At 68.7% G+C, this 23966-nt stretch carries 25 protein-coding genes; 15 read left to right on the top strand and 10 right to left on the bottom strand.

Annotation, left to right across the window (positions count from 1 at the left end; all coding sequences use genetic code 11):
- The first annotated feature begins 49 nt into the window (after positions 1-49).
- A complete protein-coding gene (locus tag SPHPH_RS0115850) occupies positions 50-1039 on the top strand; it encodes an arabinan endo-1,5-alpha-L-arabinosidase (protein ID WP_028967582.1) in 990 nt (329 codons plus the stop codon).
- A gap of 230 nt (positions 1040-1269) precedes the next feature.
- Here the strand turns inward: SPHPH_RS0115850 and SPHPH_RS0115845 are convergent, their stop codons facing one another.
- From SPHPH_RS0115845 to SPHPH_RS0115830, 4 genes are all read right to left on the bottom strand, one after another.
- Complete coding sequence (locus SPHPH_RS0115845) at positions 1270-2643, bottom strand: glutamate--cysteine ligase (protein ID WP_028967581.1); 1374 nt, start codon at positions 2641-2643, stop codon at positions 1270-1272.
- Between the two features lie 67 nt (positions 2644-2710).
- Positions 2711-3451 carry a 16S rRNA (uracil(1498)-N(3))-methyltransferase gene (locus SPHPH_RS0115840; protein ID WP_028967580.1) on the bottom strand — a complete coding sequence of 247 codons (741 nt, stop codon included), beginning with the start codon at positions 3449-3451 and terminating at the stop codon, positions 2711-2713.
- On the bottom strand, positions 3451-3615 hold the full coding sequence (locus SPHPH_RS21460) for a hypothetical protein (protein WP_028967579.1): 165 nt from the start codon (positions 3613-3615) through the stop codon (positions 3451-3453). Before SPHPH_RS21460 ends, SPHPH_RS0115840 begins: the two co-directional genes overlap by 1 nt.
- Complete coding sequence (locus tag SPHPH_RS0115830; RefSeq protein ID WP_037488704.1) at positions 3612-3998, bottom strand: DUF2147 domain-containing protein; 387 nt, start codon at positions 3996-3998, stop codon at positions 3612-3614. The genes SPHPH_RS21460 and SPHPH_RS0115830 overlap by 4 nt, the downstream gene beginning before the upstream one ends.
- Before the next feature lie 304 nt (positions 3999-4302).
- Between SPHPH_RS0115830 and ubiA the strand changes: the two genes are divergently transcribed.
- From ubiA to SPHPH_RS0115815, 3 genes are read left to right on the top strand one after another with little or no spacing between them, the layout of a single operon-like run.
- Positions 4303-5211, top strand: a complete 909-nt coding sequence (gene ubiA, locus SPHPH_RS0115825; RefSeq protein ID WP_037488701.1) for a 4-hydroxybenzoate octaprenyltransferase — start codon at positions 4303-4305, stop codon at positions 5209-5211.
- 60 nt (positions 5212-5271) lie between these two features.
- Complete coding sequence (locus SPHPH_RS0115820) at positions 5272-6618, top strand: TldD/PmbA family protein (RefSeq protein ID WP_028967576.1); 1347 nt, start codon at positions 5272-5274, stop codon at positions 6616-6618.
- A complete protein-coding gene (locus SPHPH_RS0115815; RefSeq protein WP_081668655.1) occupies positions 6611-7417 on the top strand; it encodes a 3'(2'),5'-bisphosphate nucleotidase CysQ in 807 nt (268 codons plus the stop codon). Before SPHPH_RS0115820 ends, SPHPH_RS0115815 begins: the two co-directional genes overlap by 8 nt.
- 361 nt (positions 7418-7778) lie before the next feature.
- On the opposite strand, the gene SPHPH_RS0115810 is transcribed toward SPHPH_RS0115815, so the two are convergent.
- Positions 7779-8558: a sulfite exporter TauE/SafE family protein gene (locus tag SPHPH_RS0115810; protein ID WP_028967574.1), complete on the bottom strand. Its 780-nt coding sequence runs from the start codon at positions 8556-8558 to the stop codon at positions 7779-7781.
- 84 nt (positions 8559-8642) lie between these two features.
- A complete protein-coding gene (wecB, locus tag SPHPH_RS0115805) occupies positions 8643-9782 on the bottom strand; it encodes a non-hydrolyzing UDP-N-acetylglucosamine 2-epimerase (RefSeq protein WP_028967573.1) in 1140 nt (379 codons plus the stop codon).
- A gap of 83 nt (positions 9783-9865) precedes the next feature.
- On the opposite strand from wecB, the gene gnd reads away from it, so the two are divergent.
- Genes gnd through SPHPH_RS0115785 form a run of 4 tightly spaced genes read left to right on the top strand, consistent with a single transcriptional unit; the run spans position 9866 to position 12723 of the window.
- On the top strand, positions 9866-10846 hold the full coding sequence (gene gnd, locus SPHPH_RS0115800) for a phosphogluconate dehydrogenase (NAD(+)-dependent, decarboxylating) (RefSeq protein WP_028967572.1): 981 nt from the start codon (positions 9866-9868) through the stop codon (positions 10844-10846).
- A complete protein-coding gene (locus SPHPH_RS0115795) occupies positions 10846-11652 on the top strand; it encodes a Cof-type HAD-IIB family hydrolase (protein WP_028967571.1) in 807 nt (268 codons plus the stop codon). Before gnd ends, SPHPH_RS0115795 begins: the two co-directional genes overlap by 1 nt.
- Positions 11649-12395 (top strand): HAD-IIB family hydrolase, encoded by a 747-nt coding sequence (locus SPHPH_RS0115790; protein ID WP_028967570.1) that lies wholly within the window; start codon positions 11649-11651, stop codon positions 12393-12395. Before SPHPH_RS0115795 ends, SPHPH_RS0115790 begins: the two co-directional genes overlap by 4 nt.
- Before the next feature lie 4 nt (positions 12396-12399).
- Positions 12400-12723 carry a hypothetical protein gene (locus tag SPHPH_RS0115785; RefSeq protein WP_037488694.1) on the top strand — a complete coding sequence of 108 codons (324 nt, stop codon included), beginning with the start codon at positions 12400-12402 and terminating at the stop codon, positions 12721-12723.
- A gap of 18 nt (positions 12724-12741) precedes the next feature.
- Here SPHPH_RS0115785 and SPHPH_RS21455 read toward each other — a convergent pair whose 3' ends face one another.
- The gene (locus SPHPH_RS21455) at positions 12742-14877 is read right to left on the bottom strand and encodes a metallophosphoesterase family protein (protein WP_081668654.1); all 2136 of its coding nucleotides are present in this window, start codon (positions 14875-14877) and stop codon (positions 12742-12744) included.
- A 189-nt stretch (positions 14878-15066) separates the two neighbouring features.
- On the opposite strand from SPHPH_RS21455, the gene SPHPH_RS0115775 reads away from it, so the two are divergent.
- The 7 genes from SPHPH_RS0115775 (at position 15067) to SPHPH_RS0115745 (ending at position 22027) form a co-directional block, all read left to right on the top strand.
- A complete protein-coding gene (locus SPHPH_RS0115775) occupies positions 15067-15333 on the top strand; it encodes a spike base protein, RCAP_Rcc01079 family (RefSeq protein ID WP_028967567.1) in 267 nt (88 codons plus the stop codon).
- 1 nt (position 15334) lies between these two features.
- Positions 15335-15856, top strand: coding sequence for a hypothetical protein (locus SPHPH_RS0115770; RefSeq protein ID WP_028967566.1), 522 nt, complete (start codon positions 15335-15337; stop codon positions 15854-15856).
- The gene (locus SPHPH_RS0115765; protein ID WP_028967565.1) at positions 15808-16488 is read left to right on the top strand and encodes an SGNH/GDSL hydrolase family protein; all 681 of its coding nucleotides are present in this window, start codon (positions 15808-15810) and stop codon (positions 16486-16488) included. The genes SPHPH_RS0115770 and SPHPH_RS0115765 overlap by 49 nt, the downstream gene beginning before the upstream one ends.
- Before the next feature lie 103 nt (positions 16489-16591).
- Positions 16592-18217 (top strand): FAD-dependent oxidoreductase, encoded by a 1626-nt coding sequence (locus SPHPH_RS0115760; protein WP_037488690.1) that lies wholly within the window; start codon positions 16592-16594, stop codon positions 18215-18217.
- The gene (locus SPHPH_RS20560) at positions 18214-19179 is read left to right on the top strand and encodes an NAD-dependent epimerase/dehydratase family protein (RefSeq protein ID WP_028967563.1); all 966 of its coding nucleotides are present in this window, start codon (positions 18214-18216) and stop codon (positions 19177-19179) included. Before SPHPH_RS0115760 ends, SPHPH_RS20560 begins: the two co-directional genes overlap by 4 nt.
- 196 nt (positions 19180-19375) lie before the next feature.
- Positions 19376-20698: a dicarboxylate/amino acid:cation symporter gene (locus SPHPH_RS0115750; protein ID WP_051273054.1), complete on the top strand. Its 1323-nt coding sequence runs from the start codon at positions 19376-19378 to the stop codon at positions 20696-20698.
- 456 nt (positions 20699-21154) lie between these two features.
- Positions 21155-22027: a hypothetical protein gene (locus SPHPH_RS0115745; RefSeq protein ID WP_028967561.1), complete on the top strand. Its 873-nt coding sequence runs from the start codon at positions 21155-21157 to the stop codon at positions 22025-22027.
- A 15-nt stretch (positions 22028-22042) separates the two neighbouring features.
- Here SPHPH_RS0115745 and SPHPH_RS0115740 read toward each other — a convergent pair whose 3' ends face one another.
- The 3 genes from SPHPH_RS0115740 to SPHPH_RS0115730 all read right to left on the bottom strand — a co-directional run bounded on the left by SPHPH_RS0115740 (position 22043) and on the right by SPHPH_RS0115730 (position 23957).
- Positions 22043-23215: a TrmH family RNA methyltransferase gene (locus tag SPHPH_RS0115740; protein ID WP_081668653.1), complete on the bottom strand. Its 1173-nt coding sequence runs from the start codon at positions 23213-23215 to the stop codon at positions 22043-22045.
- An 80-nt stretch (positions 23216-23295) separates the two neighbouring features.
- Positions 23296-23757 carry a transcriptional regulator NrdR gene (gene nrdR, locus SPHPH_RS0115735; RefSeq protein ID WP_028967559.1) on the bottom strand — a complete coding sequence of 154 codons (462 nt, stop codon included), beginning with the start codon at positions 23755-23757 and terminating at the stop codon, positions 23296-23298.
- Positions 23758-23765: 8 nt separating this feature from the next.
- On the bottom strand, positions 23766-23957 hold the full coding sequence (locus tag SPHPH_RS0115730) for a hypothetical protein (RefSeq protein ID WP_028967558.1): 192 nt from the start codon (positions 23955-23957) through the stop codon (positions 23766-23768).
- Positions 23958-23966 lie beyond the last annotated feature (9 nt).

Here is a 23966-nt window from a genome sequence, read left to right as displayed (position 1 = left end):
TTGTATGAGTATTGCAGATCGTGTCTGCATCTCCGCAGGAGTCCCCCCGATGCGCACGTTTCTCCGCAGCGCTGGCGCGCTGCTCCTGCTCGCCACCATCCCCGCTGCGACCGTCCCGCCGCCGCTGACCGGCGACCTCACCCCCGTCCACGACCCGGCGATCATCGCCGACAACGGCACCTACTACCTCTTCGTCACCGGCCACGTCCGCAGCCGCGACGGTCTGATCCCGCTCCGCACCTCGACCGACCTCACCCACTGGACGCTGCGCGGCGCGTCCTTTCCCGCACTCCCGGTGTGGGCGAGCAAGCACGTCCCCGGCAGCGCCGGCATGTGGGCGCCCGACATCACCAAAGCCGGCGACGAATATCGCCTCTATTATTCACTATCGACCTTCGGGAAGAACCGCTCGGCGATCGGCCTCGCCACCGCGCGCCGGCTCGACCCCGAAGCGCCCGCCGCCAACTGGGTCGACAAGGGCCCGGTCGTCGAATCCGCCGCCGGCGGCGACTATAACGCGATCGACCCGGCCGCCTTCACCGACGCTGAGGGCAAGCAATGGCTGGCGTTCGGCAGCTTCTGGAGCGGGATCAAGCTGATTGCGCTAAACCCCGCCACCGGGCTGCGGCAACCGGGCACGCCCATGCACAGCCTCGCGAGACGCCCGTCGCCCGGCGCGATCGAGGCGCCGTTCGTGATCCGCCACGGGCGCTATTACTACCTGTTCGTCTCGTTCGACTTCTGCTGTCGCGGTGCGAAGAGCAGCTACAACACCGTCGTCGGCCGCGCGGCCGCGCCGACCGGCCCCTACCTCGATCGCGCCGGCACGCCGATGCTCAAGGGCGGCGGCACCCCGGTGCTCGCCTCGGGTCAGGGCAGTGGCAGCCGCTATGTCGGGCGGGGCCACAATGCGATCCTGCAAGGCCCCGACGGCGACCGTATCGTCTACCACGCCTACGATACACAGCGGAACGGCATCCCGACGCTTCGCATCCAGCGGCTCCGCTGGGACGCGGCAGGCTGGCCCCACGCGGAATAGGTTCGCCGTCGCCCCGGCCTCGAGCCGGGGCCCCGCTGCCTCTTTGAGACCCGATAACCTCTACGTTACCCGTCATTGCGAGCGTAGCGAAGCAATCCAGAGCCGGACCAGGACGCCCTGGATTGCTTCGCTACGCTCGCAATGACGAACGTTGTGCTCGACCTGTCGTTGTGGGCCAGCCGGCTATGGCAGCAGCGTCGTTCCGGCTCACATCCCGGACGATGAGGCGCTCAGAAACTCGCCTCACGATAAACGCGCGACAAATCCCCGCCCCACGCGCCGTTGTACAGGTCGAGCAACCGCTCCGCCGGCACCTTCCCCGCGCGCACGATCTCGCGCAGCGGCTCCAGGAACCCGGTCTCGTCCTCGCCCGCCGCGCTAACCCGCGCGCGCGCCTTCAGCCCGCCATGCGCGATATTGAGCACCGCCGCCGCGATGTCGCGCAACTGCCCGCCACCGGGGATCGGCGCCGACAGCCCCAGCTTCGGCACCGCGTCGCGCAGCGCCTGCCGCTCGTCGAGCGTCCAGTGCTTCACCAGATCCCACGCAGCATCCAGCGCGACGCCGTCATACAACAGCCCGACCCAGAACGCCGGCAGCGCGCAGATCCGGTTCCACGGACCACCGTCCGCGCCGCGCATCTCGAGGAAGGTCTTGAGCCGCACCTCGGGGAAGGCGGTCGACAGATGATCGTCCCAATCGGTGATCGTCGGCTTCTCGCCGGGCAGCACCGACAGCTCGCCGCGCAGGAAGTCGCGGAAGCTCAGCCCCGCCGCATCGATGTAGCGCCCGTCGCGGTAGACGAAGTACATCGGCACATCGAGCATGTACTCGGCATAGCGCTCGTACCCGAAGCCATCCTCGAACACGAACGGCAGCATCCCCGTCCGCGCCGGGTCGGTGTCCGACCAGATATGGCTCCGATAGCTCAGGAAGCCGTTGGGCTTGCCCTCGGTGAAAGGCGAATTGGCGAACAGCGCGGTGGCGAGCGGCTGCAGCGCCAGCCCGACGCGGAACTTCTTCACCATGTCGGCTTCGCTGGCATAATCCAGGTTCACCTGGATCGTGCAGGTGCGCAGCATCATGTCGAGCCCCATCGTGCCGACGCGCGGCATGTGGCGCAGCATGATCGCATACCGGCCCTTGGGCATGATCGGCAGCTCGGCGCGCGTCTTGTCGGGCCACATGCCGAGCCCGAGGAAGCCGATCCCCAGCTTCTCGCCCGCCGCCTTCACCTGCGCCAGATGCCGCCCGGTCTCCGCACAGGTCTGGTGCAAATTCTCCAGCGGCGCGCCCGACAGCTCGAACTGCCCGGCGGGTTCGAGGCTGACCGACCCGTCCGCGCCGCTCAGCGCGATGACGTTGCCGCCTTCCACCACCGGCTGCCAGCCATGCTGCTCCAGCTCGCCCAGCAGCGCGCGAATTCCGCCCGCCTCGTCATAGGACGGCGCGTGATGATCGCCGGTGGCATAGACAAACTTCTCGTGCTCGGTCCCGATCCGCCAGCGCTCCGCGGGCTTCTCGCCGCTCGCGAAGCGCGCGATCAGGGCGTCGCGCGATTCGATGGTCGCTGCTGGCGTGTCCGAAACCGTCTTGGTCGTCATGGCCGCGCCTTACGCCGCGATGAACACCGGCGCTAGAGCGGATCGGGTTGTGATGGGTAAAGCCGGGTCACCAGTCGCCGGCGACCGCCATCCACACCGCGATCGCCGCCGCCGCCGCGGTATCGGCGCGCAGGATCCGCGGCCCCAGCGCGATGCCGATCGCCGCCGGATGCGCGCGGATCGCGGCGCGTTCCTCGTCGTCGAACCCGCCTTCCGGGCCGATCAGGACCGCCGCCGGCCCCCGCCGTTCGCGCATCGCCACCGCCGCCGGCTCGCCCCCCAGTTCGTCGGCGAAGAACAGCGCGCGGTCCGCCGGCCAGTCGCGCAGCAACGCCGGCAGCTTCACCATTTCCGTCACTTCCGGCACCGCGGTACGCCCGCATTGCTCGGCCGCCTCGATCATATGCGCGCGCAGCCGCTCGGTGTTCGGCTTGTCGACCACCGTCCGCCGCGTCACCACCGGCACCAGCCGCGCGACGCCCAGCTCGCACGCCTTCTCCGCCATCCAGTCGACGCGCCCCTTCTTGAGCGGCGCGGCGACCAGCCACAGATCGGGCACCGCCTCGCGCTCGCGCAACCGCTCCTGCACGTCGAGCGTCAGGTCGCGCTTGCCGACCGCGCTCGCCACCGCCAGCCATTCGCCGCTGGCGTCATCGAACAATTTGACCGGGTCGCCCACCTTGGTGCGCATCACCGACACCAGATAATGCGCCTGCGGCCCTGACAGGGCCAGCGGCCCCGGCGACAGCGCCGTCTCGACGAACAGCCGCGGCGTCGAGCGCGGCGGCCAGGCGGGCACCGCCCCCATCATTTCTTCCTTCCCCGTCCGATCAACAGGCGCGCGATCAGGAACAACAGCGCCCCCGCCAGCGCGACGACCAGCACCACGCCCGTCACCACCCCGGCGACGCGCAGGATGGCATAGAACAGCGCCTCGAAAAACCGGCCGATCGCGACCGACAGATGGATCACTTGCGCGCGACGCGGGTCCAGCGCTGCTCCTTGCACCCGAAGCCCGCGAACAGGCACCCCTGCGCCACGAGCGTATCGCGCCCGTCGAGCTGCAACGTGCCGTCGACCTCGCGCCCGATGTCGGGGACGAACACCGTCCCCGCCCACGTCCCGTCGCCATCGCGCTCGAACCCGCGGAACAGCGACGTGCCGACCAGCCGCTCGGTCCCGCCCGCCGCGGCATCGTCCTTGGCCTTGTCGCTCGCCGACACCACGGTGCCGCACATGCCCGGCTCGCCGCGGCACGGCGCGACACGGATCCGCACGCTGTCGGCCGCATTGCGCCACGTCCCCGCCAGCGGATCGGTGGCAGCGGCGACGAGCATTGCGAGAAGGGTCAACATACGCACGATCCTTACGAAACCGGTGTCGTTGTATGTAGGCGCGGTTGACGGTGGCGTGAACCGGCCACCCACATACTTCCGTCACGCGGCGCGGCCGGGTTTAGGCGGAAAAGCCACCCCACCCGTCATCCCGGACTTGATCCGGGATCCCGCTTTTTCTTTACGTCGTCCGCCAAGAACAAGAAGAAGCGGGGCCCCGGATCAAGTCCGAGGCGACGAATGAGAGGGCGGAGGTGAGAAGGACTCACCGCCCGCACGCACGATAGCCGCTGACGCCCGCCCCATCCCCCGCTATCGAGGCGACGTGACCGACATCGTCCCCGACACCCAGCACCGCGGCCTGCTGTCGCTCCTTCCGCCGCGCGCGCGGCTGTTCGCGTCGCTGGCGCGCTTCGACCGGCCGATCGGCTGGTGGCTGCTGTTCTGGCCCGGCGCGTGGGGCGTCGCGCTCGCCGGCGGCGTCATCGAGCGCTGGCCGCTGATCCTGTGGCTGCTCGTCGGCAGCATCGCGATGCGCGGCGCGGGCTGCGTCTACAATGACATCGTCGACCGCGATCTCGATGCCAGCGTCGCGCGCACCCGCAGCCGCCCGCTCGCCAGCGGCGCGGTCTCGGCGAAGGCGGCCTGGGCGTTCCTGCTCGCGCTCTGCCTGATCGGGCTGGTCGTGCTGCTTCAGCTGCACCTGCCCGCCGCGCTCGTCTCGCTCGCCGCAATCGCGCCGGTCGCCGCCTATCCGTTCATGAAGCGCATCACCTGGTGGCCGCAGGCGTGGCTCGGGCTGGTGTTTTCGTGGGCGGCGCTGGTCGGCTGGACCGAGACATGGGGCGCGCTCACGCTCCCCGGCCTGACGCTCTACGCCGGCACGATCTTCTGGGTGGTCGGCTATGACACGATCTACGCGCTGCAGGACCGCGAGGACGATGCGCTGGTCGGCATCCGCTCCTCGGCGCTCGCGCTCGGCCGCCACGTCCGCGCCGGGGTTAGCATCTGCTACGCGCTCGCGCTCGCGCTCTGGGCCGCGGCGCTATGGCAAGTGCGCGCCGATCCGCTGATCCTCGCCGCGCTCGCCCCGCTCGCGCTCCACCTGTTCTGGCAGGTCGCGACCTTGCGCGACGACGACGGCCAAGGCGCGCTCGACCGTTTCCGCAGCAATCGCACCGCCGGGCTGCTGATGTTCCTCGCCTGCCTCGTCGTCGGCACGCGCATCCAATAACGTCGCCGCGACGTTCTCCGCGATATGGCAACCGCAACCTTTCGCCCCTAAGTCGACGTCATGCTGACTCCCTCCCAGGCGCAGGATCGCGCCCACGACATCGTCCGCCGCGCCACCGCCGCCGGAGCCGACGCCGCCGACGCGGTGTTCGCCGCCAATGCCTCGACCGACGTCTCGGTCCGGCTCGGCAAGCTCGAGGATGTCGGCCGCTCGGAGGGCGAGGACCTCGGCCTGCGCGTCTTCGTCGGCAGCCGCTCGGCCAGCGTCTCGACCTCCGACCTGTCGTCCGCCGCGATGGACGCTTTGGTCGAACGCGCGGTCGCGATGGCGCGCGAGGCCCCCGAGGATCGCTGGGCCGGGCTCGCCCCGCAGGAGCGTCTGCTCCACGGCGCGCCGCCCGCGCTCGCCCTCGCCGACCGCCACGCCTGCACCCCCGAACAGCTCCGCACCGCCGCGCTGCGCGCCGAGGACGCTGCGCGCGCGGTCGACGGCGTCACCAACAGCGAGGGCGGCGGCGCTTCGGCGTCGGAAAGCGTCTGGGCGCTCGCCACCAGCCACGGCTTCGCGGGCAGCTACGCCACCACCGGGTTCAGCGTCTCGGCCAGCGTGATCGCGGGCGAGGGCAGCGCGATGCAGCGCGACTATGCCTTTCACTCGGCCCGCCACCTCGCGCATCTCGACACCCCCGAGGCGATCGGCCAGCTCGCTGGCGAGCGTGCCGTCGCCCGCCTCGATCCGGGCGTGGCGCGCAGCGGAACGATGCCAATCGTCTTCGATCCGCGCGTCGGCGCCAGCCTGCTCGGTCATCTCAGCGGCGCGATCACCGGCGGTGCGATCACCCGCCGCACTAGCTTCCTGCTCGATTCGCTCGGCACCGAGGTGTTCGCGCCCGGCGTCACGATCCGCGACGACCCGCACCGCCCGCACGGCCTGCGCTCGCGCCCGTTCGATGGCGAGGGGCTTCCCGTCTCGCCGCTCGCGATCATCGAAAACGGCATGCTCGAAAGCTGGCTGCTCGACAGCGCTTCGGCGCGGCAATTGGGGCTGGAGCCGACCGGCCATGCCGCACGCGGGATCGGCGGCGCGCCGGGCGTCTCGACCAGCAACCTGTACATGGAACCCGGCAAGGTCCCCGTCGCGACGCTGATCGAGGATATCGAGGACGGCATCTACGTCACCGAGCTGATCGGTCAGGGCGTCAACCCCGTCACCGGCGACTATAGCCGCGGCGCGGCCGGCTTCGCGATCCGCGGTGGCGAGATCGTCGCGCCGGTCGCCGGCTTCACGATCGCGGGCAATCTGCTCGCCATGTACCGTGCGCTCACCCCCGCCAACGATCTCGTCTTCCGACAGGGGGTCAACGTGCCCACGCTGCGCATCGACGGCATGACGGTCGCCGGTGGCTGACGCCGCCGCCCCCGCTCTCGCCCCCGACCCCGGTCTGGTCGAGGCGGTCGTCGCGGTTGCGCGCGATGCGGGGCAAATGGCGCTCGCGCGCTGGCGCACCGATTTCGCGCGCTGGGAGAAATCGGAGGGCAGTCCGGTCTGCGAGGTCGATCTCGACGTCGACCGGATGGTCCGCGCCCGACTGAGCGCTCTGCTCCCCGACGCCGGCTGGCTGTCGGAGGAAACCGCCGACAACGCCGACCGGCTGGCGTGCCGCCGCGTCTGGGTGGTCGATCCGATCGACGGCACGCGCGACTATATCCGCGGGCGCACCGGCTGGTGCGTGTCGATCGCGCTGGTCGAGGACGGCCGCCCGGTGATCGGCGTACTCGACGCCCCCGCGCGCGAGGAAGTTTGGTGCGCCACCGCGCCCGGCGGCGCGACCCGCAACGGCGTCCGCGTCACCGCCGGGGGACGCGAGTCGCTGCCCGGCGCGCGCGTCCCGGTGGACGCGCTGCCCAAGGTCGATCGCGACCTGACCGCGGTCGAGAAACCGAACTCAATCGCCTTGCGCGTCGCGATGGTCGCCGCCGACCACGCCGATCTGGTCGCAACGCTGCGCTGGGGCAACGAATGGGACATCGCCGCCGCGGTGCTGGTGGCGAGCGCGGCGGGCGCCTCGGTCAGCGACGCGGTCGGCGCGCCGCTGGTGTTCAACAAGCCCGACCCACGCGCCTATGGCGTGCTCGTCAGCACCGCCGGCATCCACGACGCCGCGATCCTCCGCCTCGCCGACCGCGTAAAGGCGGCGCTGGGCTGAACCGTCGCAGCCACTACCCCCTCAATCCTTCGTCATCCCGGACTTGATCCGGGATCCCGCTTCTTGCTGACGCCTACGGTTATAGCGCTGCGATCGCCCCTTCCAACGATTGAACCGCCGTCGTCTTCCGCCGCGCCGATCGTGTAGAAACCGGACTTGAACTTACCCAAACCCGTCGTCCCGGACGTGATCCGGGGCCGCGCCTCATGCCCGAGCTTCCACCCCGGCGAACGCCGGGGCCCAGTTGAGAAGGCTGACGAAACGAAGCGCAGCAGGCATCACCAGCGTCTCCCAACTGGGCCCCGGCTTCCGCCGGGGCGGTCAAACGGAGCAAGTCAACGCTTGATGACGAACCCAAACTCTACATCAACAACCGCACCCCGACGATCAGCAACACCACCGCCAGCGCCGGCGTCACCACCCGCTCGGGCAACCGGTCGGTCAGCTTCGCGCCGAGGATCACCCCCGGCACCGACCCGAGCAGCAACGACCCCAGCAGCGGCAGATTGATGTTCCCGATCACCGCGTGCCCCATCCCGCCGATCAGCGCGACCGGCACCGCGTGCAGAATATCCGTTCCCACCAGCCGCTTGGCGTTCAGCCGGAACGGATACAGCATCAGCAGCAACGTCGCTCCCAGCGCCCCCGCCCCCACCGACGTCAGCGTGATCAACGTCCCCAGCAACGCCCCCGCCGCCGCGGTCAGCAGCGGCTGCCAGCGCAACAGCGCCTCGGTCCGCGCCCCCTCGGCGCGCGCGAACCGCCGCGCCAGCGTCGCGCGGAACGGCGTCAGCAGCGCGGAGATGACCAACGTCACCCCCAGCACCCGCACGATCAGCCCGTTGCTCTCGGCCTTGTGCCCATGGCTCGACAGCCACCACAAGGTGATCGCCACCGCCGGCAGGCTGCCCCAGCACAGTCGCTTGACGATCGCCCAGTCGGCGTTGTTCTGGCGGTGGTGCATCGTCCCGCCGACGATCTTGGTGATCGCCGCGAACCACAGATCGGTGCCGACCGCCGTCGTCGGCGCGACCCCGAACAGCAGGATCAACAGCGGCGACATCAGCGATCCGCCGCCGACCCCGGTCAGCCCGACGATCGTGCCGACCAGAAATCCGGCCAGCGTGCTCAGTAGGTCCAAAGCTGCCTGCCCCCGTTCATCGGCCATACCTGCGCCGATGCCCCTGCCCGGGGCAACCGCAGAAAAGCTTGGGGTCGCGATGGCTCAACCCATGTTACCCGTCATCGTAGCCAGCAGGACGTCGGCGATCCGCCGCGCCGCCTGTCCGTCGCCATAGCAATCGCGCGCTACCGCCATCGCGGCATAGGCATGCGCATCGTCGAGCACCTCGCCCGCCGCGGCGACGATGCGCGCGGCCTCGGTCCCCACCACCCGCACGCCCCCGGCCACCACGCCCTCCCGCCGCTCGGTCAGATCGCGCAGCACCAGCACCGGCACGCCCAGCGCGGGGGCTTCCTCCTGCACGCCGCCGGAATCGGTAAGGATCAGCGCGCTCGCCGCCATCAGCCACACGAACGCCGGATAATCGAGCGCCGGGATCAACGCGACGCGGTCGCATCCGTCGAGCCGCGCGGCCAGCGGCGCCGCCACCGCCGGATTCGGATGCAGTGGCACCACGACCCCGATGTCCTCCCGCCTCGCGAGCCGCGCGATCGCCTCCGCGATCCCGCGCAACGGCGCACCGAAATTCTCGCGCCGGTGCACGGTGACGGTTACGATCCGCTTGGCCTTGAAGCGGGCCAGCACCGGCTCGATCGCAGCGGTCAACGCCGGTTCCGCCGCGATCCGCGCGCGGATGGCGCACAGCGCATCGGCCGCCGTGTTCCCGGTCAGGTGGATTGCCGCCTCCGGCACGTTCTCCGCGCGCAACGCCGCCACCGCCGCCGCGGTCGGCGCGAAGTGCAGGTCGGCCAGCACCCCGGCGACCCGCCGGCTGCCCTCCTCGGGCCACGGCGCGGACAGGTCGCCGCTCCGCAACCCCGCCTCGACATGCGCCACCGGGATCCCGCGCAGATGAGCGGACAACGTGGCGGCCAGGGTCGTCAGCGTGTCGCCGTGCACCACCACCCGCTGCGGTCGCTCGCATTCGATCGCGCAGCCGATCCCGACCAGCAATTGCGCCAGCGCGGCATCGAGCGATCCGCCTTCGCGCGTAAGTGACAGGTTCGCGTCCGGAACGATCCCGAACGCGTCCAACGCCTGCGTCAACAGCATCGTATGCTGCCCCGTCGCCAGCACGCGCGTGGTAATTTGCGGCCGATCGCGCAACGCGGCGATCACCGGCGCCATCTTTATCGCCTCCGGTCGTGTCCCGAAGACGATGAGCAAGCGGGGCCGATGCAACGCGCGGGCGCTCCCAGGGGTTGTTGCGCCAGCGGAACCTGACGCATGGTCGGGTGATTAAGCGGCCAGCGAGGGAGTTTGCAATGCGACTGGTGATGATCGGCCTCGGCCGAATGGGCGGCAACATGGCACGCCGCCTGATGAGGGCCGGGCACGAGATCGTCGCCTTCGATCGTGACGCACAAGCCGTTGAAAAGCTTGTCGCCGATGGCGCGATCGCCGCCTCTTCGGTCGACGATGCGCGCGCCAAGGCGGGCAGTCCGGCGATCTGGTGGGTGATGCTCCCGCATGGCGAGATCACCGACGGGATGGTCGACCAGATCGCCGCCGGCGGCAGCGCCGGCGATGTGGTGATCGACGGCGGTAACAGCTTCTACAAGGACGATATTCGCCGCGCCAAGGCGCTCGCCGAAAAGGGCATCCACTACGTGGACGTCGGCACTTCGGGCGGCGTCTGGGGGCTGGAACGCGGCTATTGCATGATGATCGGCGGACCCAAGGACGTCGTCAAAGATCTTGACCCGATTTTCGCTGCCCTGGCCCCCGGCATGGGCACCATTCCCCGCACCGTCGGGCGCAAGGACGATACCGACCCCCGCGCCGAGAACGGCTACATCCACGCCGGCCCGGCCGGTGCGGGCCATTTCGTGAAGATGGTCCACAACGGAATCGAATACGGGCTGATGCAGGCCTATGCCGAAGGCTTCGACATTCTGAAGGGCAAAGCTTCCGAAAAGCTGCCCGAAGATCAACGCTATGACATCGATCTCGCCGACGTCGCCGAAGTGTGGCGGCGCGGCAGCGTGATCTCGTCGTGGCTGCTCGACCTCACCGCCGACGCACTCACCGCCGATGGCAAGCTCGAGAAGTTCAGCGGCAACGTCGCCGATTCGGGCGAGGGCCAGTGGACGATCGAGGCGGCGATGGAGGAGGCGGTGCCGGCCAACGTCCTCACCACCGCGCTGTTCGCACGCTACCGCAGCCGCGTCGAACATACCTTTGGTGAAAAGGTCCTGTCGGCGATGCGCTTCGGCTTCGGCGGCCATGTCGAGATGCCGCAGTAATGGCGATCCGCCTGCTGGTGTCGGATCTCGACGGCACCTTGGTCGACAAGGACAAGAACCTCACCCCCGCCACGATCGCCGCCGTCGACCGGCTGCGCGGGGCGGGGGTCGGCTTCACGGTCATCAGCGCGCGACCGATGTCGGGAATTCGCCCGCTGCTCGAACCGCTTGGGCTGGACGGCGACGTCGCGGCGTTCAACGGCGGGATCGTGTTCCGCCGCGACGGCACGATCGTCAGCCACGTCACGATCCCGGCGGACGTCGCGGGCGGCGTCATGGCGATGGCGGACGGCGTCGACACCTGGGTCTTCGCCGACGATCAATGGTTTGCCAGCAACGGCGATGGCCCGCACACGCAAAGCGAGCGCCGCAGCAGCGCGCAGGAACCGGTTTTCGTGGCCTCGTTCGACAACCTGCTCGACCACGCGGACAAGATCACCTTCGTCAGCGATGACGAGGCCGCGCTCCGATCACTCTACGAACGCGTCAACGCCCGCTACGGCACCGACGCGACCGTCGCACAGTCGCAAACCTATTATCTCGACGTAACCGCTTTGGCCGCGAACAAAGGCGACGGCATCGCCGCGCTCGCCAGGGCGCTGGATGTCGATCTCGCCGACACCGCCGCGATCGGCGATCAGGCCAACGACCTGCCGATGCTGGCGCGCGCGGGCCTGTCGATCGCGATGGGCAACGCGCCCGACGCGGTGAAGGCGAAGGCACACACCACCACTCGCGCAAACGACGAAGATGGCGTAGCGCACGCCATCGAAACGATTATTCTGCGCACCGGAGATACCGAATGAAGAAGCTCGTCGCCTTCGACCTCGACGGCACGCTCGCGCTCAGCAAGCAACCGCTGAAGGACGATATGGGCGAGACTTTGGCCGATCTGCTGACGGTCGCCGACGTTGCGGTGATCTCGGGCGGCGACTGGCCGCAGTTCGAGAAACAGGTCGCCAGCCGCCTGCCCGAACGCGCCGATCGCGCACGGCTGTGGCTGATGCCGACCACCGGCACCAAGCTGTATGTCCACAAGGACGGTGCGTGGCAGACGGTCTATGCCGAACTGTTCGACGACGCCGAGAAGCAGAAGATCATCACCGCGTTCGGTGAATCGCTTGAGGCGACCGGCTTCGTCCCCGAACAGACCTGGGGCGAGCGGATCGAGGATCGCGGCAGCCAGATCACCTTCTCCGCGCTCGGGCAGGAAGCGCCGATCGAGGCCAAGGAACATTGGGATCCCGACTTCGCCAAGCGCAAGGTGATCCAGGCCGATCTGCGCAAACGCCTGCCAGGGCTGGCGATCAACATGGGCGGCGCGACCTCGATCGACATTACCCGCGAAGGCGTCGACAAGGGCTATGGCCTGCGCCGGCTCGCCAAGGAGAGCGGGTTCGATCTGTCGGAGATGCTGTTCATCGGCGACGCGATCTTCCCGGGGGGCAACGATTATCCCGCGCACGAGGCGGGGGTCGACTGCGTGCGGGTCCGCGATCCGCAGGAGACGATCAGCGTCGTGACCGCGATCGTCGCCTGCCAGAAGTGACCCGGTGACCGACGTACCGGGGCTGTACGCCCGCTTCATCAACTGGATCGGCGACGGCACCGGTACCACCGACACGGTCCTGCACATCCACGCCGGGATGGCGGTGCTGATGATCGCGCGGATCGTCACGCGCCGCTCGCTCGGCACGTTCATCCCGCTATCGGTGGTGGTGGCGGCGGAGCTGGCGAACGAAGTGCTCGATCGCCTCCACTATCATAGCTGGCGTTGGTGGGACACGATCCCCGACGTCGTCAACACCCTGTTCTGGCCGACCGTCATCTGCCTCGCGGTTCGGCTCCGCCCGATGCGCCCGATCCGGCGGCGCTGACGCCAGCAGGTCAGCCGCCTATCGCGATGTCAACAGCTTGACCGGTCCGCCGTCGAAGCGCGCCGCGGTCAGCACGCCCGTCGCATAGGCACCGCTGTCGAGGCAAATCCGCCCCGGTGCGCCATAGGCCTCGTCCTGCGGCGTATGGCCGTGCACGATCAACAGGTCACTATCGACCGGCGCGCCCAGAAACTCCTCGCGGATATACAGGATGTCCTTCATCCGCTGCTTTTCCAGCGGCACGCCGGGACGCAGCCCGGCATGGACGAAGATCAGCCCGCCCTGCACGATATAATGGTCGAGCCCGCGCAACCACGCATCATGCGCTGCCGGCACCACCGCGCGCAGCTGCTCGCGGGTCGCGTCCCAGCCTTCAGGCGTCTCGGGTGCCGCAATGCCATAAGAGGCGAGCGTCGTCGCGCCGCCATGCCGCCCCCAGCTCTGCCCGCTGCTCCGCGCATCGAGGAACGCGACCATCGCATCCTCGTGATTGCCCAGCACCGCGCGCCATTCGATCGTCTCGTCCTCGCGCAGCGCGAGGATACGGTCGATCAGCTGCGCTGAGGCGGGGCCGCGGTCGATATAGTCGCCCAGCAACACCACCATCGGCTTGCCGTCATACCCGCCGGGATGCGCCGCGATATCGTCGCGGATGCGCGCGATCAGCCGGTCGAACAGATCGACGCGCCCGTGCAGGTCGCCGATCGCGTAGATCAGCCGCCCGCCGCTGTCGGGGGTGCCTAGCACGCGCACCAGCGCCGCGCCGCTCACGTCGCCGGCCGGCACCGGCTCGGGCAGCGGCGTGCGGCTCTGGCGCGGTGGCATCTTCGCGGTCGGCAGCGGCGCACCGTCCAGCTGCGGCTTCGGCTCCTTGCTGCGGCGGCGTAGCGAATCCTCGGGCGCGATGCGCAGCAACGTCCCGAACATCACCAGCGACAGCACGTTGTGCGCGGTCAGCAGCGTGCCCTCGAACGAGAACCACACGATCAGCACAAATGCGATCGCCCCCTGCGGCGCGCGCCGGAACAGGCAGTAGATCACCCACGCGTAGAACAGGATCGCGCTGACCAGGCCATATTCGATCGCCGTCTTGACGAACGGCCACCAGATGAAATTGCCGCCCTTCTCGATCTGGCCCGCGCCGATCCCCGCGATCAATCCCTTCGGATCGTGCAGGAACTCCAGCAGTCGCTCCAGCGGCAGGATGAAGCGCATGTTGGCGCTGGTGCCGTTGTGCTTGTATTCGTCCATGCGCGTGCTGACGATGTCGAACCATCCCAGCCGGAACGCGACCACGCACACGACCAGCAGGATCGCGAGCATGACGATCGCGTTGCGCATCCGCATCCGCCCCAGCAGCACCGGCAGCGTCAGCGCCATCAGCAGCGAACCGGTGCCCGCCATCGTCATCAGCAGGCCGGCCGCCAGCACGATCAACCGGATCGGGCGGCGGAATAAGGTCAGCTCGAACGCCAGCGCCAGCGCGATGAACTGCGACAGCAGCGACACTTCGAGGAAGCTCACCGCATTGGGCTTCATGTAGCGCGAGCCGTAGATGATCGGCTGGATATAGACGTAATCCGGGATCAGCCACGCCTTGGGCAGCAATAGGTTCAGGTTGGGCCATGCCCGCCACGAGATCGCGAGCTGGATCATGTGCTGCGCCAGCGTGACGCCGACGTAGGCCAGCATCACCGAGATGAACAGGTTCATGCAGCGCCGGTAATTGGCAGCGCTGGTCTCATACTGGATCATGAACGGCGCATAGAGCGCGGCGAAGAGCATCAGGCTCGACGCGCTGTAGCGCGGCGCCAGGAAGAAGGTGGAGAAGGACGCGACGATGAAGGCGAGGAAGAACCCGCCGATCCGCACGGCGTCGAACTTCGGCCGGATCAGGATCGGCCCCAGCGCGATCGCCGCGACGAACAGCGGCAGCACCAGCGGCACGAACCCGCCGGCCTTCAGCGGCAGCGCGATCTTCTGCAGCACGACATTGCCGACCAGGCCGACCGCGAAGATCGCCAGCACCACCTTGTCTTCGAAGCTGGGCGGCGCGGCGGGCGCATCGCTGCGCGCGCGGCGCTCGGCCGGTTCGCGCGCGGCGCGCTCCATGCCCTCGATCGGGGCAGAGTCGAGGGTCAGCGATCGTGCCATCGTGTTACGCAATCCCTGGGCATGGCGAACCGGCGGATCGCCGGGCGATCCGTCACCGCCGCAACGCTAAAGGGTAAGCGGTCGACCGCCAACCGAAAAAGCCGCTCCCATCCCGGCACATCGCGGGGCTGTCCTACAAGCCTGTTATGAACATAAAGGGAACGTTTTCGACAGAAGGAGGACGACGACATGCCCGACAAGTTCCAGAACAGCAGCGACAGCGCCAGCGCGCCGTCGACCGCCCCCTATCCGATCCAGCCCGACGACACCGCGCCGCTGCCCAGCGTGCCGCGCGGCATCTATGTCGGCGGCGGCGGCACGATCGTGCTGCGCGGCGTCGAGGGAAGCGAGGACGTCACGTACCGCAACCTGCCCGACGCCAGCTACATAGCGGTGCGCGCGCTCTATGTCCGCGCCACCGGCACCACCGCCACCAATCTGATCGCGGAGGCCTGAGATGACGCGGACCTCTGGATCGATCGGCGGCGCCGTCACCGCCGCCGCGCTGGCGCGGCTGGGCGCCCCCGTGCCGACGGTCGAGGCGCCCTCGACCACCGCGCTGCTCGGCTGGGCGGCGGCGCGCGGGCGCGTGCGCAGCGGGATGAGCGACGTCGCGCGCATCGCCTTTGTCGGCGACAGCAAGACCGTGGGGGCCGGCGCGGGCACCGGCAGCACCTTCACCGTCGGCGCCTTCGCGCGGTCGCGCCCGGCGCGCGTCGCGGCGTTGCTCGCCGCGGCCGCACTCACCACCCGCACCGACGCCTTCTTCGGTTGCGCCGGCTTCGGCAGCATCGCCGACGTCCTTGCGTACGATCCGCGCCGCAGCGGTTTCGCCGGCTGGGGCGGGGGCAGCAACTCGCTGGGCGGCGCGATGATGAGCGCGGGCAACGCCAACCCCGGGCAATTCCAGCCCGGCGGGCCGGTCGATCGTTGCTCGGTATCGTCCGCAACGGCAGCGACCGGCCCGCGTTCACGGTGACCAAGGGCAGCGAAAGCGTGACCCTGACGCCATCGGGAGCAAGCGGCGGCTTCGCCCGGCTGGAGGCGACCTTCGCCACCCGCGACGCCGCCCCGATCGCGATCGCGCGCGCCGGCACTGCAGGCAATCTGCAACTGGCGGGGATGATCGCGTGGGACAGCACGCGCCCAGGCGTCGAGATCGCCAATTTCGGTGTCTATGGCGTCGTCTCCGGCTTTCAGGCCGACATGACGAACGCGTTCTCCCCGGCCAGTGCGCTCGCCACATACGCGCCGCATCTGACGATCGTGAACCTGGGCACGAACGACAGCGCGCAGGGGGTGGCGATGGCGACGTGGCTGACGAACATCCGCACGATCGTCCAACAGGCGCGGCCGAGCGGCAGCGTGATCCTGACCTGGCCGGCGGTCGGCGGCGTCGGCGCGGCGGGCGGCAGCGATGCGAACCGCGCGCAGTGGCGCAGCGCGCTGCGCGCACTCGCGCTCGACAGTGAATGCCTCTTCATCGACGAGGAGGCGATGCTCGGCGGGCGTGCCACCGCGCAGGCGAGCGGGGCGTTCGCCGACAGCCTGCACGAAGCCGCCTGGGCCTATGACGTCCAGGCCGCGGCGATCGCGCGCGCGATCCTCTAACCGCCCAAAATGACACGGCTCCGCCTTTTCGGGGCGGAGCCGCAATGCTTGCTCCCGCGCCGCACCATGCTACGCCCTGCCGGCACAGCCCGGAGGAGACAGCGTGCGCGCCGATGCCAGCGAATTGACCGCCCCGCCCGCCCCGGCCGATGTCTGCATCGTCGGATCGGGGGCAGCCGGCCTCACGCTCGCCGCGCGCTGCGCCGCGCTGGGGCTGGACGTGCTGGTGCTCGAGGCTGGCGGCCCGAATGCCGATCCCGCCGTGCAGGACGCCTATGCCGGGCAGGTTGCCGATCCGCGCGTCCACTGGCCGCTCGACACGTATCGCGTGCGCGCGCTGGGCGGCACGACGGCACTGTGGGGCGGCCGGTCGATTCCGTTCGATCCGATCGACTTCGAGCCGCGGCCGTGGGTCGCGCATTCGGGCTGGCCGATCGGCTATGACGAGGTCGCGCTTCACTATCCCGCCGCGATGGAGGCGGCGGAGGCGGGCGCGTTTGATCACACGCCCTCCGCACCGATCGTCCCCGGCCTCGAAGGCGAAACGCTTCACACCACGATCGAGCGCTTTAGCCGCCCGACCAACTTCTGGACCCGCTACGGCGAGCAACTGACCGCCGCGCCGAACGTCCGGGTCGTCACCCATGTGCCGGTCACCGCGATCCGGCTGGCCGCCGACGGCAACAGCGTCGACCATCTCGAGGTGCGCGCGCCGGACGGCAGCAACTGGCCGATCCGCGCGAAGAATTACGTGCTGGCCGCGGGCGGGCTGGAAACCGCACGCCTGCTGCTCGCCTCCGACGACGTGCTGCCCGACGGCCCCGGCAACGCCGGCGGCTGGCTGGGGCGCGGCTATATGTGCCATCTCGCCGCGACCTTCGGCATGGCGCATTTCACCGGTGATCCCAAGACGATCGGCTTCGATTACGAGCGCGATGCGGAGGGGATCTACATCCGCCGCCGCCTCGCCCCCACGCCCGCGGCGCAGCGCGCACGGCAGTTGCTCAACAGCACCGTGCGGCTCCACATCCGCGACGCCAACGATCCGGCGCACGGCGATCCGGTATTGTCGCTGATGTTCCTCGCCGCCTTTGCGGTGAAGTACGAATATAGCCGCGCCGCGCGCGAGGCCGATCGGTCGCTCGGGCCCTATCTGCGCCACGTCGGCAATATCGCGCGCCATCCGGTGCAATTGTTCAACTTCGTCCGAACCTGGGGCGTGAAACGCTATCTTGCATCGCGGCGGATCCCGTCGATCGCGCTGCCGTCGCGCGACAATCGCTACCCGTTCGAGTTCGTCAGCGAGCAATCGCCGAACTGGGACAGTCGCGTCGCCTTGTCGGCGGAGCGCGATGCGCTGGGGATGCGCCGCCTCCACGTCGACTGGCGCGTCGCCCCGGCCGACTTCGATTCGGCACGCGCCACCTACCGGCTGATCCGCGATGAACTGGTGCGCACCGGCACCGGCACGCTCGATTATGACGAGGCGGCGCTGGAGGACGCGCTGCTCGATTCGGCGGCCTATGGCGGACATCACAGCGGCACCACCCGCATGTCGGACAGTCCGCGCGACGGTGTCGTCGATCGCAACTGCCGTGTGCACGGCGTCGCCGGCCTCTATGTCGCCAGTGCGTCGGTTACGCCCACGTCGAGCCAGGCAAATCCCACGCTGACCGCGATCGCGCTGGCGCTGCGGCTGGCGGATCATCTGAAGGAGCGGCACGTATGACGGGCACGGTGCTGGTGACGGGCGCGGGCGGTTTCGTCGGGCAACGCGTCGTTGCGGCGTTGCAGGCCGCCGGGGTCCCGGTCGTCGCCGGCTATCGCCGCCCGCCCCCGGGCGGCACCGCGCTCAACGTGCTGGAGCCCAAGGCGCTGGCGGTGACGATGCCCGGCATCGAGACGGTCGTCCACACCGCGATCGGCGGCCCGCGCGACACCCGCGTCATCGTCGACGGCACGCGCAACACGCTCGCCGCCGCGCGCGCCGCGGGGGTGAAGCGCTTCATCCAGCTCAGTTCGGTCGCGGTCTATGGCGCCGCCACCGGCACGATCGACGAGGATGCGCCGACCGACCACCCGCACGGCGCGTACGGCGCCGCGAAGGTCGCTGCCGAAGCCGCCTGCCGGCAGGCGGGTGATGCGCTGTCGGTCGCGATCCTGCGCCCCACCCTGATCTACGGCCCGCGCAGCGCGGCATGGACCACCGCCTATCTCGACCGCCTGCACGACGGCTGGCCGGTACTGGGCGACGCCGGACGCGGCGATGCCAATCTGATCCATGTCGACGATCTCGCCGCGTTCATCACGCATCTCGCGACCGGCGCGACGCCGATCGCCGGCACCTTCAACGTCAACGGTGCCGACATCCCGACGTGGCATGGCTATCTCGAGGCGTTGCGCGATGCGGTGCAGGCGCCGGCCGGCACCGGCTCGCTACCGGGCACTGCGACGCTGGCGGCACGCAAGCTCGCCAAGGCGGCCAGCGCCGCCGCCGGACGGGCTGGCATGTCGCTCGATCCGCTCGAACGTTTCGTCGCGCGCACGCCCTCGCATGACGAGGTCGCGCGCTTCCGCACCTCGGTTCGATATGCGATCGACCGGATGCAGGCGACCGGCTTCACGCCGCGGATCAGCGTGGCGGACGGCGTCGCCGACATTGCCGCCTGGGAACGCGCCGGACGCCCCTGACGTGCGGAATATGGCACAGGCGGGTCCGCGCGCTGGCGGCGTTCCGCACATCTCCGGCGACCGGGCACAGCAGTAGCTTATTTTGTCGTTCGGTTTCAAGCGTTTAAGCCTGCTCAAGAGGATGCTTCGTCCCGGCGACGATCCGCGATAGCCTCGCCCTCAAGACGTTCGCTGAATGCGGACGCGAGGAGAGGTTATGCACAGCACCATCATTCCCCCCGAGGCCGAAGGGCCCCGCCGCCTTCACCACCATCTCTATGTCCAGGTCCTGATCGCGATCGTCGCCGGCGCGATCGTCGGCCATTTTTATCCGCAACTCGGCGCGGCGCTGAAGCCGCTGGGCGATGGCTTCATCAAGCTGGTGAAGATGGTCATCGCCCCGGTCATCTTCCTGACCCTGGTCAGCGGGATCGCGGGCCTGCGCGAATTGAGCGCGGTGGGGCGCGTTGCCGGCAAGGCATTCGGATATTTCCTGTTCTTCTCGACGCTCGCACTGATCGTGGGGCTCATCGTCGCCAACGTGGTCCAGCCGGGCGCGGGGATGAACATCAATCCGGCCACGCTCGATACCGGCGCGGTCGCCGATTATGCCGCCAAGGCGCATGACACGACGCTGACCGGCTTCCTGCTCAACATCATCCCCGACACGCTGATCTCCGCGTTAACGCAGGGCAACATCCTGCAGGTGCTGCTGGTCGCGATCCTGTTCGGCGTCGCGCTCAGCCTCGTCGGCGCGCCCGCCGCCCCGATCCTCGACCTGATCGAGCGGCTCAACATCGTCGTGTTCCGCGTCGTCGCGATCCTGATGCGCGTCGCCCCACTCGGCGCGTTCGGCGCGATCGCCTTCACCGTCGGCAAATATGGCGTCGGCAGCCTCGTCAACCTCGGCGGGCTCGTCGCGACCTTCTATCTCACCTCGGCGCTGTTCGTGTTCGGTATCCTCGGCATCGTCGCGCGGCTGCACGGCTTCTCGATCTTGCGCCTGATCGCCTATCTGAAGGGCGAGCTGCTGCTGGTGCTCGGCACCTCCTCCTCCGAGCCGGCGCTGCCGGGGCTGCTCACCAAGCTGGAGGCCGCCGGCTGCGACCGCGGCGTCGTCGGGCTGGTCGTCCCGACCGGCTATTCGTTCAACCTCGACGGCACCAACATCTACATGACGCTGGCGGCGCTGTTCATCGCGCAGGCGTGCAACGTCGACCTGACGCTTGGCCAACAACTACTGCTGCTCGGCGTCGCGATGCTCTCGTCGAAGGGCGCGGCGGGCGTCACCGGTGCGGGGTTCATCACCCTGGCCGCGACGCTGTCGATCGTCCCGACCGTGCCGGTCGCCGGTATGGCGCTGATCCTGGGCGTCGACCGCTTCATGAGCGAATGCCGCAGCCTGACCAACTTCGTCGGCAATGCGGTCGCCGCGGTCGTCGTCGCGCGGTGGGAGGGGAAACTCGACCGCAACGCGCTCGATGCGGCGCTCGCAGGGCGTCCGCTTCCGATCGCGAACGCCACGCAACTCGCTGAATAATCGCCTTCACCTGTGGGACGGCTTGCGACCGCCGTCCCATTCTGATACCGGTAACGCGAACCCCGATAGTATACTTTCGCCTATTTTTCCGGTAGTTAGTAAGCGCTAACCCGGCAAGTATAGCGCCGTACTTTCGTGTGTGATTGGGTTACCAAGCGCATAACGGTACGATCTTTACCATATTCATCAGGTGCTTTCGAAGATTAGCTGTAGTAACAAGAACTTGGTCGAAGGCATGCCAACCTTTCTTGCGCGCTTCATACGCCCTAGTAGAAACGCGCAAGACCGGTCGCAGTCTTCCGACGCCGAGTTCATGATTGCAGGGTGCAGCAAAAGCGTCACTCGTGACGTTTGATTGGGGTGGAATTGGTGCCGAACTACGCGCTCGTACGGCAACATGCTGTTCCATCGGGGAATCCCCAAACGCTACCGCGACACGCGCGAACGGCGCCGCCCATGGCGGTGCTGCTGGCCGAGTTCCATACCAGCATGAGCGTAACGGGCCTCAGGTACTTCAACGGCAACATCGACCGCTTCATGGTCTTCTGCCTGCTCCTGCGTACCAGCATGTCGCAGCCGGACCAGCGGGGCACGATTTCGGTCCATTCCGCAGCAATGTCGCTGGGGCGTCCGTTCGAGACTGTCCGTCGCCATATCTGCGCCCTGCTCGAAGCGCGGGTCTGCGAACGGATGCGTAACGGCGTCACGCTGTCGACCGCGTTCTGGGAGCGCCCGGACAATTGGCAACAGTTGCGATACGCGCATGATTGCTTCGTGCGGCTGCTCGCCGATGCGGTGGCGACGGGGTTGATCGACATGACCAAGGTGCCGCCCGGCGTCTCCACGCGACTGTCGCTGACCGATGGCCTGTGTGCGGCGATCGACCTCTTCCTCGCGCTGTTCGAGGCCAATCGCGCCTTGTGCGCGGAGCCGATCGACCTGGCGATCTTCTCGGTCGTGCTGCACGCCAATCATCAAGCATTGAAGGCCGATCGCGCGATCGGCGGGTTCAGCGCGCCGCCCGCGCTGCTGCCGCATCATGCGGTGCGCGTCGCGCAGGTCGCACGCGCGCTATCGACTCCCGATACGACGGTGCGGCGCCGCGTCGCGCCGCTGACCGGGGAAGGCGGCCCCTACAAGCGGACACCCAGCGGCCTCCTGGTGTCGACCGATCGCCTGAGCGCCTGCGGGGAGCCCAGTGAGGCCAACAGCGCCAAGCACGGATCGATCCGCCTGATCATCCAGCGCGCGGTATCGGCGGGTCTGTCGTTGCGCGATCCGGCGACGTCCTATTGCGACGGGCGGCCACCGTCGCCCCGCATCGACTAACCGCATCGACTGACGTCAGCCGCCGCGCGGCCGTTTGGGCACCAGCGTCGACAGGATCCCGCGCACGGTCCGCACCTCCTGGCTCGACCATCCCGGCTTGGTCAGCAACGTCCGCAACATCCGCCGCGTCGTGGGGGTGCGATCGGGCGGATAGAAATAGCCGCCGTCGTCGAGCAGCGCGTCGAGTTGCGCGATCATCCCGTCCAGCTCGATCTGCGGCGCGGGCGGATCGGCGTCGACCGCCGGCGGGCTCGCCAGCGCCTGCCCCTTCGACCATTCATAGGCGACCAGGATCACTGCCTGCGCCAGATTCAGGCTGCCGAACTCGGGATTGATCGGCACGGTGATGATCGTCCGCGCCACCGCGACATCGTCGGTTTCCAGCCCTGATCGTTCCGGCCCGAACAGGATCGCCGACCGTGCCGGCCCGGCATGGATCGTCTGCGCCGCCTCCGCCGGGGTGACGACCGGCTTGGTCACGCCCCGTTTGCGAACGGTGGTGGCATAGACGTGCGCACAATCCGCGACCGCGTCGGCCACGCTGTCGAACACCGCCGCCCGTTCCAGCACGATGTCCGCCCCGGACGCCGCCGGCCCGGCCTGCGGATTCGGCCAGCCATCGCGCGGTGCGACCAGCCGCAGCTCGACCAGGCCGAAATTGAGCATCGCCCGCGCCGCCTTGCCGATGTTTTCCCCCAGTTGCGGGCGAACGAGCACGATGACGGGAGGCGGAACAGCAGGCTGCTCGCCCCTCGTTTTGTTCCCAGAGGCTGGGCCCACGATATGAGTCGGATTTGAACCGCTCTCACCCTCATCCGGTCGGTTCGAGCCAGCGTCGAGTAGACGCTTACCATCCCCCCTCCGTTCGTCCTGAGGAGAGGCTGAGCCTGTCGAAGCCTCGTCTCGAAGGACCGCCCGGCTGGCGAGCGACCGGATCGCCGCCCAGTCACCCCGCACCAGCGCCTCCTTCTTGGCCCGCGACCAGCCCTTGATCCGCCGCTCGGCACCAAGCGCCTCGTCACGCGTCGAAAAATCCTGTGACCACAAAACTTCGACGGGCCGTCGGCTTTGCGTGTAGCCCGGCAGCGTCCCCGCCTGATGCGCGCCGATCCGCGCTTCGAGATCGTCGCAATGCCCCACATAATAGCTGCCGTCGGCGCAGCGCAGGAGGTAGGTGTAGAAACTCACGGGGGGCAGGTCCTTCGAGACGAGGCTTCGACAAGCTCAGCCTCTCCTCAGGACGAACGGGGGGGATGTCAAATTGGGGCTCACCCCCGCCCGGCTTCCTCCACGCTGCCCGCGAATTCCTCGAAGTCGCGCGCTTCGCTGAACTCGCGATAGACGCTGGCGAACCGGATATAGGCAACCGAATCGAGGACCTTCAGCCCCTCCATCACCATCTCGCCGATCCGTTTGGCCGACACCTCGGCCTCGCCGCTGGTCTCCAGCTGCCGCTGGATACCACTGACCAGCTTCTCCAGCCGCACCGGCTCCACCGGCCGCTTGCGCGCCGCGATCGAGATCGAGCGCAGCAATTTCTCGCGGTCGAAAGGCTCGCGCCGCGATTCGCTCTTCACCACCGTCAAATCGCGCAACTGGATGCGCTCGAAGGTGGTGAAGCGCGCCGCACAGCCCTCGCATTGCCGCCGCCGCCGGATCGCCGCCCCATCGTCCGTGGGGCGGCTGTCCTTCACCTGGCTGGCGTCATGTCCGCAAAAAGGGCAGCGCATTCAGCGGATCACTTGTTCTTGGTGCCCTTGTGATAGGCCCAGGCCGCACCCGCGATCGCGCCGAAGATCGGCCCGACCACCGGCAGCGGGATCGCGACGACCGCGCCCAGCGCGCTCCACTTCGCCATGCTCTTGCCCAGACCCGGCGTGCTCTTCACCGTGCCGCGCACTTCGTTCACCTTGCTGTCGAAATCGGCCACCGATCGTTC

Origin of the sequence: Sphingomonas phyllosphaerae FA2 (assembly GCF_000427645.1) — a bacterium.
Classification (GTDB): Bacteria; Pseudomonadota; Alphaproteobacteria; order Sphingomonadales; family Sphingomonadaceae; genus Sphingomonas; species Sphingomonas phyllosphaerae.
The sequence above is the reverse complement of the archived record's forward strand: the minus strand, read 5'-3'. Positions and strand labels throughout refer to the sequence as shown.

Coding starts and splice junctions, on each gene's coding strand:
- SPHPH_RS21455 (WP_081668654.1), bottom strand. CDS start 14,877: ATGGCACGATCGCTGACCCTCGACTCTGCCCCGATCGAGGGCATGGAG.
- SPHPH_RS0115790 (WP_028967570.1), top strand. CDS start 11,649: ATGAAGAAGCTCGTCGCCTTCGACCTCGACGGCACGCTCGCGCTCAGC.
- SPHPH_RS0115820 (WP_028967576.1), top strand. CDS start 5,272: ATGCTGACTCCCTCCCAGGCGCAGGATCGCGCCCACGACATCGTCCGC.
- SPHPH_RS0115745 (WP_028967561.1), top strand. CDS start 21,155: ATGGCGGTGCTGCTGGCCGAGTTCCATACCAGCATGAGCGTAACGGGC.
- SPHPH_RS0115845 (WP_028967581.1), bottom strand. CDS start 2,643: ATGACGACCAAGACGGTTTCGGACACGCCAGCAGCGACCATCGAATCG.
- SPHPH_RS0115850 (WP_028967582.1), top strand. CDS start 50: ATGCGCACGTTTCTCCGCAGCGCTGGCGCGCTGCTCCTGCTCGCCACC.
- SPHPH_RS0115750 (WP_051273054.1), top strand. CDS start 19,376: ATGCACAGCACCATCATTCCCCCCGAGGCCGAAGGGCCCCGCCGCCTT.
- SPHPH_RS20560 (WP_028967563.1), top strand. CDS start 18,214: ATGACGGGCACGGTGCTGGTGACGGGCGCGGGCGGTTTCGTCGGGCAA.
- SPHPH_RS0115830 (WP_037488704.1), bottom strand. CDS start 3,998: ATGTTGACCCTTCTCGCAATGCTCGTCGCCGCTGCCACCGATCCGCTG.
- SPHPH_RS0115840 (WP_028967580.1), bottom strand. CDS start 3,451: ATGGGGGCGGTGCCCGCCTGGCCGCCGCGCTCGACGCCGCGGCTGTTC.
- SPHPH_RS0115770 (WP_028967566.1), top strand. CDS start 15,335: ATGACGCGGACCTCTGGATCGATCGGCGGCGCCGTCACCGCCGCCGCG.
- nrdR (WP_028967559.1), bottom strand. CDS start 23,757: ATGCGCTGCCCTTTTTGCGGACATGACGCCAGCCAGGTGAAGGACAGC.
- gnd (WP_028967572.1), top strand. CDS start 9,866: ATGCGACTGGTGATGATCGGCCTCGGCCGAATGGGCGGCAACATGGCA.
- SPHPH_RS0115795 (WP_028967571.1), top strand. CDS start 10,846: ATGGCGATCCGCCTGCTGGTGTCGGATCTCGACGGCACCTTGGTCGAC.
- SPHPH_RS0115775 (WP_028967567.1), top strand. CDS start 15,067: ATGCCCGACAAGTTCCAGAACAGCAGCGACAGCGCCAGCGCGCCGTCG.